The organism is Stenotrophomonas sp. ZAC14D2_NAIMI4_6, from assembly GCF_003086875.1.
Classification (GTDB): domain Bacteria; phylum Pseudomonadota; class Gammaproteobacteria; order Xanthomonadales; family Xanthomonadaceae; genus Stenotrophomonas.
This window is the reverse complement of record NZ_CP025996.1, coordinates 2,717,495-2,732,871: the sequence shown is the minus strand read 5'-3', so window position 1 is coordinate 2,732,871 and position 15,377 is coordinate 2,717,495. Positions and strand designations below refer to the sequence as shown.

The following is a 15,377-nucleotide window of genomic DNA, read 5'->3' as shown; positions in this document are numbered from 1 at the left end:
CCCTGCAGGAAAATGAATAGCCCTGCACGGGCGCGTTCAAACAGCCAAATTGTACCCCCATCCGCACGGGATGGGGCAGCAACGGCGGCATTGCGCGCGCCGCGGTGTCGGTGCCAGACAGGTTTGTCCGCGTGGGCCGTGTCAGATGCCCAGGGCACGCAGTTCGCTGCATTCGCGCGAACGGTCCCAGACGCGCTGCAATTGCTGCTCGAACGGCTGTGAACGTGCAGGCAGGGCGATGCCGGCTTCACCGTCCAGGCGGTGGCCGATAAGACGAAAGTAGAAGTCGCCCGCATCGTTGACCAGGCAGGCCGAGGCCAGTGCGCGGTCGACCGGATCGCTCACTTCACGGAACTGGATCACGCTGGGCAGGCGCTGGTACAGCGCCAGCAGCGGCGCCCCGGCACTGGCAATCGCGGCGGCGTCGTGCACGATCACCCGCAGCTGCTTGTCGTGGCGGGTCGTGGCGAAGCGGCGCAGGGCGGCCTGCACCGGCGGCGCATCCAGCAGCCCGGGGTCCAGCTGGCGGCTGTGCAGCCAGAGCTGGCGGCGGGCCCGGTGGATGATGGCGGTAGTGATGGCCACCGCCTCGGCCCGGCTGTCGATGGCGCTGGTCACGCCCAGCCGCCGTCGCATCTGCTGGTGGCCGATGCCGGCTTCCTCGAACACCTCGCCTTCGGGCAGGAAACCCAGGCGTGCGTAGAAGTCGCGCGCCGGCAGCTGCGCGTGCAGGTGCAGGTCGGCCAGCCCCAGGCGGCGACCGGCGTCCACCAGCGCCTCCAGCAGGGCCTCGCCAACGCCCTGGTTGCGGTGGCTGGCCAGCACGGCCATGCGGCCGATGCGGCCATCCGGGGCCAGGCGCCCGGTGCCGACGGGCTGGCCATCGGCGTCCAGGGCCAGCACATGGGCGCTGACCGGGTCCAGCGCGTCGCGCTCCAGTTCAGCGGCAATGCCCTGTTCCTGCACGAACACCCGCTGCCGCACGTCGTGGATGGCAACGTGGGCATCGGCGTGGCTGACCTGCTGGACCCGGATCATGGCCATGGCTCAGGCGCGACCGTCGTTGCTGTCGTCCTCGTCGTGGTCATCGAAGTTGACAATGACCTCGATCCCGTCGTCATGCACGGTCACGGTGTGGACATCGTCGGACACGACCTCGTCGTCCAGTTCCGCCACCTGGTCGCGGCCTTCCACCACCTCGCCCAGCACGTCGTGGTCGCCGGCTTCCTCGTCTTCGTCCTCGTCGGCGTAGACCTCGTTCGGGTCGATGAGCTGGAACACGCCGCCGACCAGCAGCTGCTGCAGCACCGCGCGGCCCTTGTCCGACAGCCCGCGATAGGCGTCGGCATCGAGCTGTTCGGCGCCGGCCAGGCGTTGCGCGTCCTTGGCGGGCAGGGCGAAATCCTGGCCGCTGACATACAGGCTGGCGCCGCGCTTGGCCCGGCGCCAGGCCAGGCGTGCCCACGGGTGGCGCTGCAGCAGCAGGCCCGAGGCCAGCGCCTGCACCACTTCTTCCGGCGCCGGCGCGGCCTGGTGGGCCATCACTTCGCCGGCGGCGCGGTAGGTGGTGATGAAGCGGCCGAACCAGTCGCCCAGCTTGTCCGGGTCGTTCATGCGGATGGCGTTGAGCGCGGTGATCACCCGGGCCATCGCCACCGTGTCGATTTCGTTCGGGTCGGCCGGCACCTTCAGGTCGGCATCCTGGTAGCGGATGTTCTCGTCGGCATCGGCGATCAGGGTATCCAGGTAGTCGCTGATCAGCTCGGCCGAGGACGGCGCGCGCATGCCGAAGGAGAAGGTCAGGCAGGGGTCTTCGGCCACGCCGTGGTGCGGCACGTTCGGCGGCAGGTACAGCATGTCACCCGGCGCCAGCACCCAGTCATGGGTGGGCTTGAACACCTGCAGCAGCTTCAGTTCCACATCCGGGCGGAAGCCCAGCGGCGGGCGCTTGCCCTTGATCGATTCGCTGGCATCGATCTGCCAGCGGCGGTGGCCGTGGGCCTGCAGCAGGAACACGTCGTACTGGTCGACATGGGCGCCGACCGAGCCGCCGGTGGCGGCGAAGCTGATCATCACATCGTCCATGCGCCAGCGCGGCAGGAAGCTGAAGTGCTCGATCAGCGCGCGCACGTCCTTGTCCCACTTGTCCACGTCCTGCACCAGCAGGGTCCAGTCGTGGTCGGGCAGGGCGGGGAACACGTCTTCCTGGAACGGGCCGCTGCGCACGCGCCAGCTGTCCTGGGCCTTGTCATGCTGGATCAGGCGCGCCAGCACGCCTTCTTCGCAGGCCAGTCCGGCCAGGTCTTCCGGCTGCACCGGGGTCTGGAAGTTGGCGAAGGCATTGCGGATCAGCAGCGGGCGCTTCTGCCAGAAGTCGCGCAGGAAGGTGGCCGGGGCCATGCCCAGCGGCTTGCCGGGGCGGGCGGTGACTTCAATGAGCGGAGCGGAGGACTTGCGGGCGGCCATGGGGGAATCCTTGCAGCGGAAAGCGGGAGGGGCGGCGCGGCGGGCCGCCAAGGTCTCCATTGTCCGCCGTTCGCTGGGATTGCGCACGTGCGATGGTTTGTCGCGGGGTTCCGGCCAACGGCGGAGCCCCTCGTGGCGGGTGGGGCTCCCAACGGCAGAATCGCGCTTGGCCGGGCGGGTGGGCTGCGCGGGGGACCCCGTTAACCCTTCCATGGGGGCTTGGCCGCCGCTTGCTTGTGTGCGCTGTCCTGCGCACACGGCAAGACCGGGGTTGGGCGTCCTGCCCAACCCGCCCGAGGCATGCCTCGGGCCCATGCGGCGGACACCCCCGCGCAGCCCACCCGCCCGGCCCCTGACAGTTTCCTGCGCGGCCCGCCACGGAAGGGAAGAAGAAAAGCAAAGGCAACAGCGGATCGCGCGCTGCGCTTGCTCGCGTAGCGTCGAGCTTGCTCGACTGAGCGGAAGCAGTCGAACATGGCTCGACTCTACAAAGAGCCCAAAACAAAGAGGGACGCGGCGAAGCCGCGTCCCTCTCAATTCCGTCCCGACAACGTCATCCACGCATGGCGTGGATCTACTCATCCGTCACCGGAAATCTGTCAGGGGTGGGGCGGGTTGGGTTCGCGGGGGTGTCAGCCGCATGGATGCGGCTGCCAAGCCTCCACGGACGGATTCACGGCGTCCCCCGCGAACCCAGCCCGCCCCGCCAAGCACGACAACAATCCAGAGCCGCCTTTGACGTTGCAGTTGCTGTTGCCCTGGCAGTAAAGCCTGCCGCAGGCAGCGCCGCGGCCGCCGCCGCAAAGAAAACCCCTTAGATCTTCTTCGCCAGCGACTCGGCCAGGCCGGTGTAGCTGCCCGGGGTCATCTCCAGCAGGCGCTGCTTGGCATCGGCCGGCAGCTCCAGACCCTGCACGAACGTACGCATCGACTCGGCGGTAATGCCCTGGCCACGGGTCAGCGCCTTCAGCTGCTCATACGGATTGGGCAGGCCATGGCGGCGCATCACCGTCTGCACGGCCTCGGCCAGCACTTCCCACGCCGCATCCAGATCGGCATCCAGGCGCTGCGGGTTCACTTCCAGCTTGCCCAGGCCCTTGGCCAGCGAATCCAGTGCCACCTGGCTGTGGCCGAACGCAGTGCCCAGCGCACGCAGCACGGTGGAATCGGTCAGGTCACGCTGCCAGCGGCTGATCGGCAGCTTGGCGCTGAAGTGTTCGAACAGCGCGTTGGCAATGCCGAAGTTGCCCTCGGCATTCTCGAAATCGATCGGGTTCACCTTGTGCGGCATCGTCGACGAGCCCACTTCGCCTTCCTTCAGGCGCTGCTTGAAGTAACCCAGCGAGATGTAGCCCCAGATGTCGCGGGCCAGGTCGATCAGGATGATGTTGGCGCGACGCGCCGCATCGCCGATCTCGGCCACGTTGTCGTGCGGCTCGATCTGGGTGGTGTACGGGTTGAACACCAGGCCCAGGCCGGTGACGAAGCGCTCGGCGAACGCCGGCCAGTCCACGTCCGGGTAGCTGGCCACGTGCGCGTTGTAGTTGCCCACCGCGCCGTTGATCTTGCCGGTCAGTTCCACCGCGGCGATCTGCCGGCGCTGGCGCTCCAGGCGGGCGACCACGTTGGCCAGTTCCTTGCCCAGGGTGGTGGGCGAAGCGGTCTGGCCATGGGTGCGCGACAGCATCGGCTGGCCGGCCTGGGCGTGGGCCAGGGTGCGCAGCGTGGTGGCGATGCCGTCCAGGGTCGGCAGCAGCACTTCGCGGCGGGCCTGTTCCAGCATCAGGCCGTAGCTGAGGTTGTTGATGTCTTCGCTGGTGCAGGCGAAATGCACGAATTCCAGCGCCGGGGCCAGCTCGGCGTCGTCCTTCAGCTGTTCTTTGATGAAGTACTCGACGGCCTTGACGTCGTGGTTGGTGGTGCGCTCGATTTCCTTCACGCGCGCGGCCTGGGCCGGGCTGAAGCCGTCGGCCAGGGCGCGCAGGCGGGCGATGGCGCCCTCGGAGAACGGCGCCAGTTCGACGATGCCCGGCTCGGCGGCCAGCGCCAGCAGCCATTCCACCTCGACCACGATACGGGCCTTGATCAGGCCATATTCGGAGAAGATCGGACGCAGGGCGTCGACCTTGCCGGCATAACGGCCATCGAGCGGGGACAGGGCGAGCAGGGCGGAATCGGACATGTCGGCAGGGCTGGGGCAGGCGGCGGGGGCCATATTCTACGACGCGGGGCCTTCGCATGCTCGGTCGCGCCGGGCCAAGCCCGGCCGATGGCGGCCGCGCTGCGCGCTCGCTGGGCACGGCCCGGCGCTACCCGTGTAAACGGCCTTGCGGACGGAACGATCTGGCCCGTCCTCGTCATCCCATGCTTCGGACAAGAGAGTATCGTTACCGCAGCCGCCAGCCCGGGAAGCGACACCCTGCCAGCCGCCGCTTCCCTTTCCCCAACAGAAGTAGTGCGGAGTCGATGCAATGAGCAAAGCTGCAAGCAAGGGTGGAACCGCCGGGTTCCGTGTTGAACATGACAGCATGGGTGAACTGCAGGTACCCGCCGACGCCCTGTGGGGCGCGCAGACCCAGCGCGCGGTGCAGAACTTCCCGGTGTCGGGCCAGCGCATGCCGCGCGGTTTCATCCGTGCCCTGGGCCTGGTGAAGGGCGCCGCCGCCGGCGTCAATGCCGACCTGGGCCATCTGCCCAAGGGCGTGGCCAAGGCCATCCAGTCGGCCGCCGCCGAGGTGGCCCGCGGTGACTGGGACGCGCATTTCCCGATCGATGTCTACCAGACCGGTTCGGGCACCTCCTCGAACATGAACGCCAACGAGGTCATCGCCACCCTGGCCAATCGCGGCGGCAAGGCCGGCAAGGCCAGCGTGCACCCCAACGACCACGTCAACCAGGGGCAGAGCTCCAACGATGTGATTCCCACCGCGCTGCGGGTTTCGGCCGTGCTGGCCGCGCAGGAGCACCTGCTGCCGGCGCTGGCGCACCTGCGCAAGGTGATCGATCGCAAGGGCCGCAGCCTGCGCAAGGTGGTCAAGACCGGCCGCACCCATCTGATGGATGCCATGCCGCTGACCTTCGAGCAGGAGTTCGGCGCGTGGTCGGCGCAGCTGGCCTCGGCCCAGGCGCGCATCGACGACAGCCTCAAGCGCCTGCGCCGCCTGCCGCTGGGCGGCACCGCCATCGGCACCGGCATCAATGCCGATCCGCGCTTCGGCGCGCAGGTGGCCAAGGCGTTGAAGCAGCAGACCGGGGCGAAGTTCGACAGCGCCGACAACAAGTTCGAAGGGCTGGCCGCGCAGGACGATGCGGTGGAACTGTCCGGTCAGCTCAATGCGCTGGCGGTGGCCCTGATCAAGATCGCCAACGATCTGCGCTGGATGAACGCCGGCCCGTTGGCCGGGCTGGGCGAGATCGAACTGCCGGCGCTGCAGCCGGGCAGCTCGATCATGCCGGGCAAGGTGAATCCGGTCATTCCCGAAGCGACCGTGATGGCCTGCGCGCAGGTGATCGGCCACCACACCGCGATCACCGTGGCCGGGCAGACCGGCAACTTCCAGCTCAATGTGACCCTGCCGCTGATCGCAGTGAACCTGCTCGATGGCATCGGCTTGCTGGCCAATGTGTCCACCCTGCTGGCCGACAGTGCCATCGACGGCCTGAAGGTGCGCCAGGACCGCGTGGCCGAAGCGCTGGCCCGCAACCCGATCCTGGTGACGGCGCTGAACCCGATCATCGGTTATGAGAAGGCCGCGGCGATTGCCAAGCGCGCCTACAAGGAACAGCGCCCGGTGCTGGAGGTGGCGCTGGAAGACAGCGGGCTGGCCGAGGCCGAGCTGCGCCGCCTGCTGGATCCGACCGCGCTGACCGCCGGTGGCATCCAGGCCGGTGGTGGTGGCGCCGGCGGTTGATCGTCCGGTTGCGTACGTAAACGGGAAACGCCGCCCTGGGGCGGCGTTTTTCGTTTCAGCGACGGTCGGCGACGATGTTGCCGAAGGTGTCGGTGTAATCCTTGAATTCGGGGATGGTCTGCACCAGGTTGGCGGGGATGACCTCCAGCCCTTCCGGCGGCTGGATCTTCACCGGCTGCATGTCGGGGTCGGCCGGGGCGGCCACCAGGGTGTTCTGGCGCAGCACCTGCAGCTTGCCGAACATGGTCTGCAGCATCTGCCGCTGGGTGTCGTCCAGCGGAATCTGGATCTCGTCCATCTTCATCGTGCCGTCGGCCAGGATGATGATGTTCGGCGCGGGCTGGCGGCGCACGGTCACCATGGTCTGGCTGACCGAAATCTTCGGCTTGCCGCGTTCGGCGCGGTGGTTGCGGTACTCCTGGTCGCAGCCGGCCAGGCCCAGGCAGAGCAGGGCGGTCAGCAGCAGAAACAGCTTCTTCATGGCGGTCGATCGGGGCAAACGGGGTGCTTAGTGTAATCCCGCCCGGCCGCGGCGGCCGGCAACGCGGGGGCGCTGCCGGCCGGGTGCGACGAAATGTCTCAGGGCGCGCGCACGACTACGTCGTCCTTGCCGCAGTCGTCCACGTCGCTCTGGTCCATCGTGGCGTAGGGCTGGAAAGCCGGCAGGTCGCGTGCCAGCGCCTGCTGGCTGGCCAGCATCGCCGGCAGGCGGTTGCACAGCTGCTTGGCCTGCGCTTCGATCTTGGCCGCTTCGTCGTTGATGCGCTTTTCGATGCCCTCGCTGTCACCGCTGAAGACGCCCTTCAGGGCTTCGCCGGCGGCATTGACGCCCAGCCGCGCACCGGCCACGCCGATGTCCATGCCATCGCTGGCGATGCCGGCGATGTGGCCGCGGTATTCCTGCAGCTGGCGCCGCTGCGCTTCATTGGTCGGTGACTCGGTGCCGCCGATCAGCAGGCGGCCGTCCGGGGTGATCTCGGCACGGGCCTGGCCCTTGCCGGAAATCTTGATGTTGCCCTGGGCGATCTCGCGGCGCGCCTTGTCGGTGGCGTCCTTGATCTCCTTGCCCACCGTGCTGCTGGCCTCGGCCACGGTCTTGCCGGCGCTGTCGGTGGTGGACGATGGGGACGTCCCGCCGCAGGCCATCAGCGGCAGGCACAGCAGGGTAGCGGGCAGCAGGCGCAGCAGGTTCATGACAGTTCCCTTCCGTTGAATGAGGTGGAATTACTTGCCGCGCGGCAGGGTGACGCTGCCGCCGATATCGCGGTGGCGCACATCGCCACTGCCGCTGTGCTGCACGGTCAGGCTGCCGCGGGCGCCATTGACGGTGATGTCGCCCGAGCCGTGGCTGCGTACGCGGACGTTGCCGCCCACCTCGCTGATCTCCACGTCGCCGGAGCCGACCACGCCCACCTCGACATCGCCCTTGACCCGCTGGAAATCGATATCGCCGGAGCCCACGGTTTCCAGACGCACGCTGCCGCCCACGTCGAACAGGTCCAGATCGCCCGAGCCGACGGTGCCGGTGCGGGCATCGCCGCGGATGTTGCGCGCCTTCACTTCGCCCGAGCCCAGCGACAGCAGCTCCAGCGAGCCGGCGCCGTCGATGTCCAGGTCGCCCGAACCGACGGCGGCATGCACGCTGCCGCGGGTGCCGCGGGCACGGCCATCGCCGGAGCCCACGTCCATGCTCAGCGACTGCGCGTTCTCAACGCTGCCATCGCCGGAGCCGATCTTGAACTGCAGCGGCAGGTTGTCCGGCACGCTGCCGCCGATGTCCAGCCAGGCGTAGCTGTTGCCCAGCGACAGCGCCGAGCGGCCATCGCGGCGCAGGCTGACCACCAGCTTGTCGCCCACCCGCTGCTGGTCCAGCACCAGCTGGTCCAGCCAGTCGGCATTGGAGGCACAGGCACGACCTTCCAGCTGGCCGCCGCCACTGCGGGCGACCACCTTCAGGTCATGCTGGTTCACTTCGAACACCACCGCTTTCACCCCGGCCGTTTCCAGCTTCAGCGCGCGCGGCGCCGAATGCTTGCAGTTCGGGGCATCGGCAGCCAGCGCCGACAGCGGCAACAGCAACAACGCAGAGCAGGCAAGCAGGGTACGCATATGGGTGCCTCCAGTAGTGGTAGAGGGGAGCGTCAGATTTCGCCAGCGCGCCTACGCAGGCGGATGGCGATGAAGATGAAGGCCACGCCGAACGCCGCGCCGATCCACAGATCGGGCATCGCCAGCGACTTCAGCTGCTGGGCAGGGTTCATCAGCGAGACGATCGTATCCAGGCTCTTGTGCTCGTCGCTGGCGCCAAGGCGGTACAGCAGATCCACGCCGGGAACGGTGCCCAGCAGCAGGCGGCCGACGATGTGCTGCCAGAACCAGCCGGTGCTCATGTCGAACAGGTGCATCACCTTGGTGGTGCTGACGATGATGCCGGCGAACAGGGGCAGCATCACCGCCCACAGGAACGGCTTGCTCTTGGCCCAGGCCGAGCAGAGCAGCAGCCAGCCGGCAGTGGGCAGCGCCCACAACGCATAGACGGGGATGGCGGCGAGCAGGCCGGCGGACAGGGTGAGCGGGCTGGCCGGGCCCCAGATCAGGGTGGTCGGGCTGCCGCCATGGGTCAACGCGACCAGGCTGATGATCAGCAGGAAGCCGAACATGGTGGCGATGCCAGCCAGGGTGGCGACCAGCGGGGCCACGATCAGTGCGCTGAGCACCTTGGACAGGACGGTCTGGGTATCGGACAGCGGCAGCGACTTCCAGAACAGGATGCTGCGGTCGCGGCGATCGTCGTACAGCGCACCCAGGCAGTAGAAGAACACCACGAAGGCCAGCACCAGGAAGGGCCAGGTCGAGCTGAGGATGAGGGTCAGGTCCAGGCCGTTGCCCAGGTCCGCCATATCCTTGGCGCTGATCTGGCGGGTCAACAGGCCCAGATCCAGGCCGTTGATGTTCACGTCCTCGCCGTCGATGTGCAGGCCGCCATCGCGCGCGGCACGATGCAGGGCGAACAGGCCAAAGCCGATGCCGACGCCGCTCATCAGCAACGAAACAATGCCGGCGATGACCGGGGCGTACAGGAAGCCACCGCGGTTTTCCCAGTATTCGCGCTTGAGCAGCCAGCGCAGCGTGCCTGCGGGGCTGACCGGATGATTGACGGCATTCATGCGTAGGTCCCCTTCATGACAGCAACGAACAGATCGGCCAGGCCCGCAGTGCGGGTTTCGCCCAGGGTGGAAAGCTGGCTGCGCGGCACGCCGTCATACAGCAGCACGGTCTTGCCGAAGGCCTGGCTGCGCTCGTCGATCGGCTTGAGGGCGCGCGCGGTTTCCAGCTGTTCGGCGCCGACCAGCACTTCGGTATAGCGTTCGCCCACCTCGTCCATTTCGGCGCTGAGCACGATGCGGCCGTCACGGATGAACATCACATCGCTGAGGATGTGCTCGATCTCTTCCACCTGGTGGGTGGTGACGATGATGGTCTTCTGCTCGTCGAAGTAGTCTTCCAGCAGGCGCTGGTAGAACTCCTTGCGGTACAGGATGTCCAGGCCCAGGGTCGGCTCGTCCAGCACCAGGATGCGGGCGTCGATGGCCATCACCAGGGCCAGGTGCAGCTGCACGATCATGCCTTTGGACAGCTCGCGCACGCGCTGTTTGGGCTGCAGTTTGGTGCTGGCCAGGAAGCGTTCGCAGCGGGCGCGGTCGAAGCGCGGGTGTACGCCGGCGACGAAGTCGATGGCCTCGCGTACGCGCAGCCAGCGCGGCAGCACCGCCACGTCGGCGATGAAGCAGATTTCCTTCATCAGCTCGTCGCGGTGCAGGCGCGGGTCACGGCCGAGCACGCTCAGCTCGCCCTCCACCGAGGTCAGGCCGAGGATGGCCTTCAGGGCGGTGGTCTTGCCGGCGCCATTGGGGCCGATCAGGCCGACGATGCGCCCGGCGGGGATGTCGAAGGTGGTGTTGTCGAGGGCGAGGGTGTTCTTGTAGGCCTTGCGCAGACCCTTGGCGGTAATCACCGCTGGGCTGGATTCAACGTTCACGACACTGGCATTCATGAGGATTTCCCCTGGGGCAGCAATTCGTTCAGGCTCAGGCCCAGGCGCTGGATGCGCTCCAGGACCGCCGGCCATTCGTCGTTGAGGAAGCGGTCGCGCTCGCTGCTGCGCAGCTGCGTGGCCGCCTGCTCGGTCATGAACATGCCCAGGCCGCGGCGCTTTTCCACCAGGCCTTCATCGGCCAGTTCCTGGTAAGCGCGCGAAACGGTGATGGGGTTCAGTTGATAGTCGGCCGCCACCTGGCGGACCGAGGGCAGGGCATCGCCCGGCTTCAGGATGCCGTCGAGCATCATGGCAATCACGCGCTCCTTCAGCTGGCGGTAGATGGGAGCGCCGTCGCTCCACTGGATGTCGCTCATGGTCAGCTCCGTGGGGTCAGCGGCTGTGCGAACGAGAAATACGGCATGGACAGGGAGCTGTGCAGCCGACGCGGGGGGGAGGGTTCGGCGGTCCCTGCCGGGGTGGAGATCGCGTCCTGCGTGGAATCTGGGGAGGGGGAGGATTCTGCCGGCGGTGCCGGCAACAGCAGCCACGTCAGCACGAACAGGGTTGAAACAGCGGTGACCGCGGGAGCGGTATGGCTGCGACGCATCCGGATGTTCATGGTTCCCCCTGTCTCAGGTGACTGGTGTTGTATGCAACTATAACACCGGCACGCCTATGTGCAACCCCCGACACACCCCAACTGATGGCAGGGGCCATGAATGGCCGCGGTTGCGGATCCAAGTGGTTGATTTCATTGAAATGGCATCGGCGGGCGCGGTTCTTGACCTGGGCCTGGCATTCATACATGTGTACGGCGTGTCCAGCAAGCGCGCGCCAATCGGCCCCGGCTACGTGCCGCCACGGCGGGCAAAGTGCATGCGCGGCGCCCGCGACAGTGCGCTGGCAGGCCGGTGCTATAGTTCGGCCGATCCCCGGTCTGCAAGGGCCGGGCCCCTGTTGCAGCTACCGTGGAATGTCCCGCATGCCTGTGTTTCTCACTGCTCCGCGCCGCCTGCGCGGCCTGTCCCTGCTGGCTGTTCTGGTGCTGGGCCTGGCGGGTTCCGCCAGCGCCGTGGCGGCCGACCTGCTGGACGTGAATTACCGGCCGCTGGCCGGCAAGCAGCAGGTGAACCTGCTCAAGCGCTACCAGGGCCAGGTGCTGCTGGTGGTCAATACGGCCAGCAAGTGCGGCTACACCCCCCAGTACGAGGGGCTGGAAGCGCTGCAGAAGCAGTACGCCAGCCGCGGTTTCGCCGTGCTGGGTTTCCCGTCCAATGACTTCAAGGGGCAGGAACCGGGCGATGAGAAGCAGATCCAGGATTTCTGCACGCTCACCTATGGGGTGAAGTTCCCCATGTTCGAGAAGGTGCACGTGGTAGGCGAACAGGCCACGCCGCTGTATCAGCGCCTGACCGCCGCCACCGGCGTGGCCCCGGGCTGGAACTTCCACAAATACCTGATCGGCCGCGACGGCAAGGTCATCGCCCAGTTCGCCAGCAAGGTCACCCCGGATGATCCGCAGCTGGGCGCGGCCATCAGCAAGGCGCTGGCCGCACCGGCACCGCGTTGATCACCGGCACGCATGCCTCGACATCTCCGGCATGCGTGCGACAATGGTTCTTTTCGCGCCGACGTCGGCGCCCAGACACTTCCAGGAATGCAGCGAATGAAGATGGGAATGCGCGGCGCCGCGGCGTCGGTTCTGATTCTGGCGATGGGTACCTCTGGTGTCGCCCTGTCGCAACAACCGGCCGCACCGGCGGCCGCCAAGGAGACCGCAACCTTGAATTCCCCCAAGCAGAAGCTCGGCTACGCCATCGGTCTGGATGTGGCCAAGTCGTTCGCGCCGATCGCCGATGAAATCGACGTGGCCGCCCTGCGCACCGCCGTGGAGCGTTCGTTCGAAGGCCTGCAGCCGCAGATCACCCAGGACCAGGCCAAGGCCACCGATGCCGCCCTGCGCCAGGTGGTGATGGCCCGCAACGGCCAGCAGGTGCCGGGCGTTGCGCCGGGCTCGCAGCCGCCGAAGGTGGACCGCGTGAAGGTCGCGCAGATGATCGGTTCGTACTCCATCGGTCCGTCGCTGGCGCAGCTGAAGGACGATATCGATACCGCCTCGCTGTTTGACGCGATCAGCACCGGCCTGACCAAGGGTCAGGCGAAGATGACCGAAGCCGACGCAACCGCCACCATCCAGTCGTTCATGGGTGCCAAGCAGGCCGAGATGCAGGCCAAGGCCGCGCAGGCCGCGCAGACCAACCGCAGCGAAGGCAATGCTTTCCTGGCCAAGAACAAGACCCAGCCGGGCGTGGTGACCACCCCGTCGGGCCTGCAGTACCAGGTGATCCGCCCGGGTAGCGGCGAGCGTCCGCTGCCGAGCAGCAAGGTGCGCGTGAACTACGAAGGCAAGCTGCTGGACGGCACCGTCTTCGACAGCTCCGCGGGCCGTGGCCCGGCCGAATTCGGTCTGGACCAGGTCATCAAGGGCTGGACCGAAGGCGTGGCGCTGATGCCGGTGGGCTCGAAGTACCGCTTCTGGATCCCGGGCGAACTGGCCTACGGCGAGAACGGTACCCCGGGCGGCCCGATCGGCCCGAACGCCACCCTGACCTTCGACGTCGAGCTGCTGGGCGTCCTGCCGTAAGCGACCACGGAGCCAGCACGGATATGCGCGTTGCGATTTTCGGTACCGGGTACGTCGGTCTGGTGACCGGCACCTGCCTGGCCGACGTAGGCCACCAGGTGGTCTGCGTCGACATCGACCAGGCCAAGGTGGATGGGCTCAACCAGGGCATCATCCCGATCTACGAACCCGGCCTTGAGCCGATGGTGAAGGCCAACCATGCCGCGCTGCGGCTGTCCTTCACCACCGATGGCGCCAGCGCCATCGGCCACGGCCAGGTGGTCTTCATCGCGGTGGGCACGCCCCCCGACGAAGACGGCAGTGCCGATCTGCAGTACGTGCTGGCCGTGGCCCGCACCATCGGCCGCCACATGGCGGTGCCGACGGTGGTGGTGAACAAGTCGACGGTGCCGGTGGGCACCGCCGACAAGGTGCGCGCGGCCATTGCCGAAGAGCTGGCCGCGCGCGGTGCGGACATCGCCTTCGATGTGGTGTCCAACCCCGAATTCCTGAAGGAAGGCGATGCGGTGGCCGACTGCATGCGCCCGGACCGCATCATCATCGGTGCCAGCAGCGCCGACTCGGTGGCGGTGATGCGCCGCCTGTACGCACCGTTCAACCGCAACCACGATCGCGTGGTGGAAATGGACGTGCGTTCGGCCGAGCTGACCAAGTACGCGGCCAACGCGATGCTGGCGACCAAGATTTCGTTCATGAACGAAATCGCCAACATCGCCGAACGCGTGGGTGCCGACGTCGAGCAGGTCCGCCAGGGCATCGGTTCGGACCCGCGCATCGGCTGGCACTTCATCTATCCCGGTGCCGGCTACGGCGGCTCGTGCTTCCCCAAGGACGTGCAGGCGCTGGCGCGCACCGCCCAGCAGTACGGCCTGGAGCCGAAGCTGTTGAATGCGGTCGAAGCGGTGAACGATGCCCAGAAGGGGCACCTGTTCGCGCTCATCCAGCGCCACTACGACAAGGGCGAGGACGAGGGCGTGCGCGGCAAGACCTTTGCCGTGTGGGGCCTGGCCTTCAAGCCCAACACCGATGACATGCGCGAAGCCTCCAGCCGCCGCCTGCTGGCGCAGCTGTGGGAAGGCGGTGCCACCGTGCGTGCCTACGATCCGGAAGCGATGCACGAATCGCAGCGCATCTTCGGTGAGCGCGATGACCTGGTGTTCTGCGCCAATGCCAGCGAAGCGCTGGAAGGCGCCGATGCACTGGTGGTGGTCACCGAGTGGAAGCAGTTCCGCAGCCCCGATTTCCAGATGCTGCGCGAGCGGCTGAAGGATGCGGTGGTGTTCGACGGGCGCAACCTGTACGACCCGGCCGAAGTGGAAGCCGCCGGCGTGGCGTACTACGGTATCGGCCGGGGGCGTTCGCTGCATGTCTGAGCTGCCCACCGAACGCGAACAGGCGCTGGAAGCGCGCCTGGTCGAACTGGAAATGCGCGTGTCCTTCCAGGAACACGCGCTGGCCGAACTGAGCGATGCATTGGCCGACGCCCGCATGCAGGGCACGCGCAACGCCGATGTGCTGCGCGTGCTGCTGGAAGACCTGGGCAAGGTGCGCAACGCACTGAATTCTTCTGATCCGGCGAGCGAACCGCCGCCGCCGCACTACTGATCTGCATTCCTATGAGCGATACCCTCCGCGACCAGCTGATGGGCCTGGGCTTCAAGCCGGCGCCCAAGCCCGAGCGCAAGAACGATGCCCCCCGCCGTGATGGCCGCCCGCAGGGCAAGGGCGGCAATGGCAATGGAAAGCCGCAGGGCGCAGGCAAGGGCGAGCACAAGCCCGGTGAGCGCCGTGGTGGCCACGGCCACGCTGGCGCAGGCAAGCCCGGGCAGTCCCGTGGGCCGGGCGGGCAGGGCCCACGCAAGCCGCGTTCTGCCGAAGAAATGGACCTGGCCAAGGCCTATGCCATCCGCGCGCAGAAAGAAAAGCAGGAACGCATTGAAAGCGAACGCCTGAAGCAGGAAGAGGCGCGCGTGCGCCGCGAGGCCAAGGCCAAGCTGGAAGAACTGCTGAAGGACAAGAGCCTGAATGCCGAGGCGGCCGATATCGCCCGCCACTTCCCGTATGGCGGCAAGATCAAGCGCATCTACGTCACCCCCGAACAGCTGACCGCGCTCAATGCCGGTGAACTGGGCGTGGTCCAGCTCAATGGCCGCTACCTGCTGGTGACCGCCGAAGTGCTGGCGCAGTCCGAGGCCGTGTTCGCCGCGTCGGTGGCGCTGAAGGTCGACCCGAACGCGCCGGCCGAGGAAGACCCGTACGCCGATCCGCAGTACCAGGTGCCCGACGACCTGGTCTGGTAACGCACGACCGCCGTGGC

General features: G+C 67.4%; 15 protein-coding genes. 6 read left to right on the top strand and 9 right to left on the bottom strand.

Annotated elements, in window-relative coordinates; genetic code table 11:
• Positions 1–141 precede the first annotated feature (141 nt).
• From C1933_RS12665 to purB, 3 genes are all read right to left on the bottom strand, one after another.
• Positions 142–1,038 carry a GNAT family N-acetyltransferase gene (locus C1933_RS12665; protein ID WP_108754835.1) on the bottom strand — a complete coding sequence of 299 codons (897 nt, stop codon included), beginning with the start codon at positions 1,036–1,038 and terminating at the stop codon, positions 142–144.
• A 9-nt stretch (positions 1,039–1,047) separates the two neighbouring features.
• Entirely contained in the window at positions 1,048–2,466 is a 1,419-nt protein-coding gene (locus tag C1933_RS12660) for a cupin domain-containing protein (RefSeq protein WP_108753559.1), read from the bottom strand.
• An 814-nt stretch (positions 2,467–3,280) separates the two neighbouring features.
• Positions 3,281–4,648 (bottom strand): adenylosuccinate lyase, encoded by a 1,368-nt coding sequence (gene purB, locus C1933_RS12655; RefSeq protein ID WP_108753558.1) that lies wholly within the window; start codon positions 4,646–4,648, stop codon positions 3,281–3,283.
• 289 nt (positions 4,649–4,937) lie between these two features.
• On the opposite strand from purB, the gene C1933_RS12650 reads away from it, so the two are divergent.
• On the top strand, positions 4,938–6,377 hold the full coding sequence (locus C1933_RS12650) for a class II fumarate hydratase (RefSeq protein ID WP_108753557.1): 1,440 nt from the start codon (positions 4,938–4,940) through the stop codon (positions 6,375–6,377).
• Between the two features lie 55 nt (positions 6,378–6,432).
• Here the strand turns inward: C1933_RS12650 and C1933_RS12645 are convergent, their stop codons facing one another.
• The 6 genes from C1933_RS12645 to C1933_RS12620 all read right to left on the bottom strand — a co-directional run bounded on the left by C1933_RS12645 (position 6,433) and on the right by C1933_RS12620 (position 10,790).
• Positions 6,433–6,858: a hypothetical protein gene (locus C1933_RS12645; protein ID WP_108753556.1), complete on the bottom strand. Its 426-nt coding sequence runs from the start codon at positions 6,856–6,858 to the stop codon at positions 6,433–6,435.
• 98 nt (positions 6,859–6,956) lie between these two features.
• Positions 6,957–7,571 carry a hypothetical protein gene (locus C1933_RS12640; protein ID WP_108750043.1) on the bottom strand — a complete coding sequence of 205 codons (615 nt, stop codon included), beginning with the start codon at positions 7,569–7,571 and terminating at the stop codon, positions 6,957–6,959.
• A 30-nt stretch (positions 7,572–7,601) separates the two neighbouring features.
• Positions 7,602–8,486: a DUF2807 domain-containing protein gene (locus C1933_RS12635; protein WP_108753555.1), complete on the bottom strand. Its 885-nt coding sequence runs from the start codon at positions 8,484–8,486 to the stop codon at positions 7,602–7,604.
• A gap of 32 nt (positions 8,487–8,518) precedes the next feature.
• Positions 8,519–9,544: a hypothetical protein gene (locus C1933_RS12630; RefSeq protein ID WP_108753554.1), complete on the bottom strand. Its 1,026-nt coding sequence runs from the start codon at positions 9,542–9,544 to the stop codon at positions 8,519–8,521.
• Complete coding sequence (locus C1933_RS12625; protein ID WP_108753553.1) at positions 9,541–10,431, bottom strand: ABC transporter ATP-binding protein; 891 nt, start codon at positions 10,429–10,431, stop codon at positions 9,541–9,543. The genes C1933_RS12630 and C1933_RS12625 overlap by 4 nt, the downstream gene beginning before the upstream one ends.
• Complete coding sequence (locus C1933_RS12620) at positions 10,428–10,790, bottom strand: GntR family transcriptional regulator (protein WP_108750039.1); 363 nt, start codon at positions 10,788–10,790, stop codon at positions 10,428–10,430. Before C1933_RS12620 ends, C1933_RS12625 begins: the two co-directional genes overlap by 4 nt.
• Positions 10,791–11,398: 608 nt before the next feature.
• Between C1933_RS12620 and C1933_RS12610 the strand changes: the two genes are divergently transcribed.
• From C1933_RS12610 to C1933_RS12590, 5 genes are all read left to right on the top strand, one after another.
• Positions 11,399–11,986 (top strand): glutathione peroxidase, encoded by a 588-nt coding sequence (locus C1933_RS12610; RefSeq protein ID WP_108754834.1) that lies wholly within the window; start codon positions 11,399–11,401, stop codon positions 11,984–11,986.
• Positions 11,987–12,082: 96 nt separating this feature from the next.
• Positions 12,083–13,060 carry an FKBP-type peptidyl-prolyl cis-trans isomerase gene (locus tag C1933_RS12605; protein ID WP_108753551.1) on the top strand — a complete coding sequence of 326 codons (978 nt, stop codon included), beginning with the start codon at positions 12,083–12,085 and terminating at the stop codon, positions 13,058–13,060.
• 23 nt (positions 13,061–13,083) lie between these two features.
• A complete protein-coding gene (locus C1933_RS12600; protein WP_108753550.1) occupies positions 13,084–14,433 on the top strand; it encodes a UDP-glucose/GDP-mannose dehydrogenase family protein in 1,350 nt (449 codons plus the stop codon).
• Entirely contained in the window at positions 14,426–14,665 is a 240-nt protein-coding gene (locus C1933_RS12595) for a SlyX family protein (protein ID WP_053515402.1), read from the top strand. The genes C1933_RS12600 and C1933_RS12595 overlap by 8 nt, the downstream gene beginning before the upstream one ends.
• Before the next feature lie 11 nt (positions 14,666–14,676).
• Entirely contained in the window at positions 14,677–15,360 is a 684-nt protein-coding gene (locus tag C1933_RS12590; RefSeq protein WP_108750034.1) for a DUF2058 family protein, read from the top strand.
• Positions 15,361–15,377: the final 17 nt, after the last annotated feature.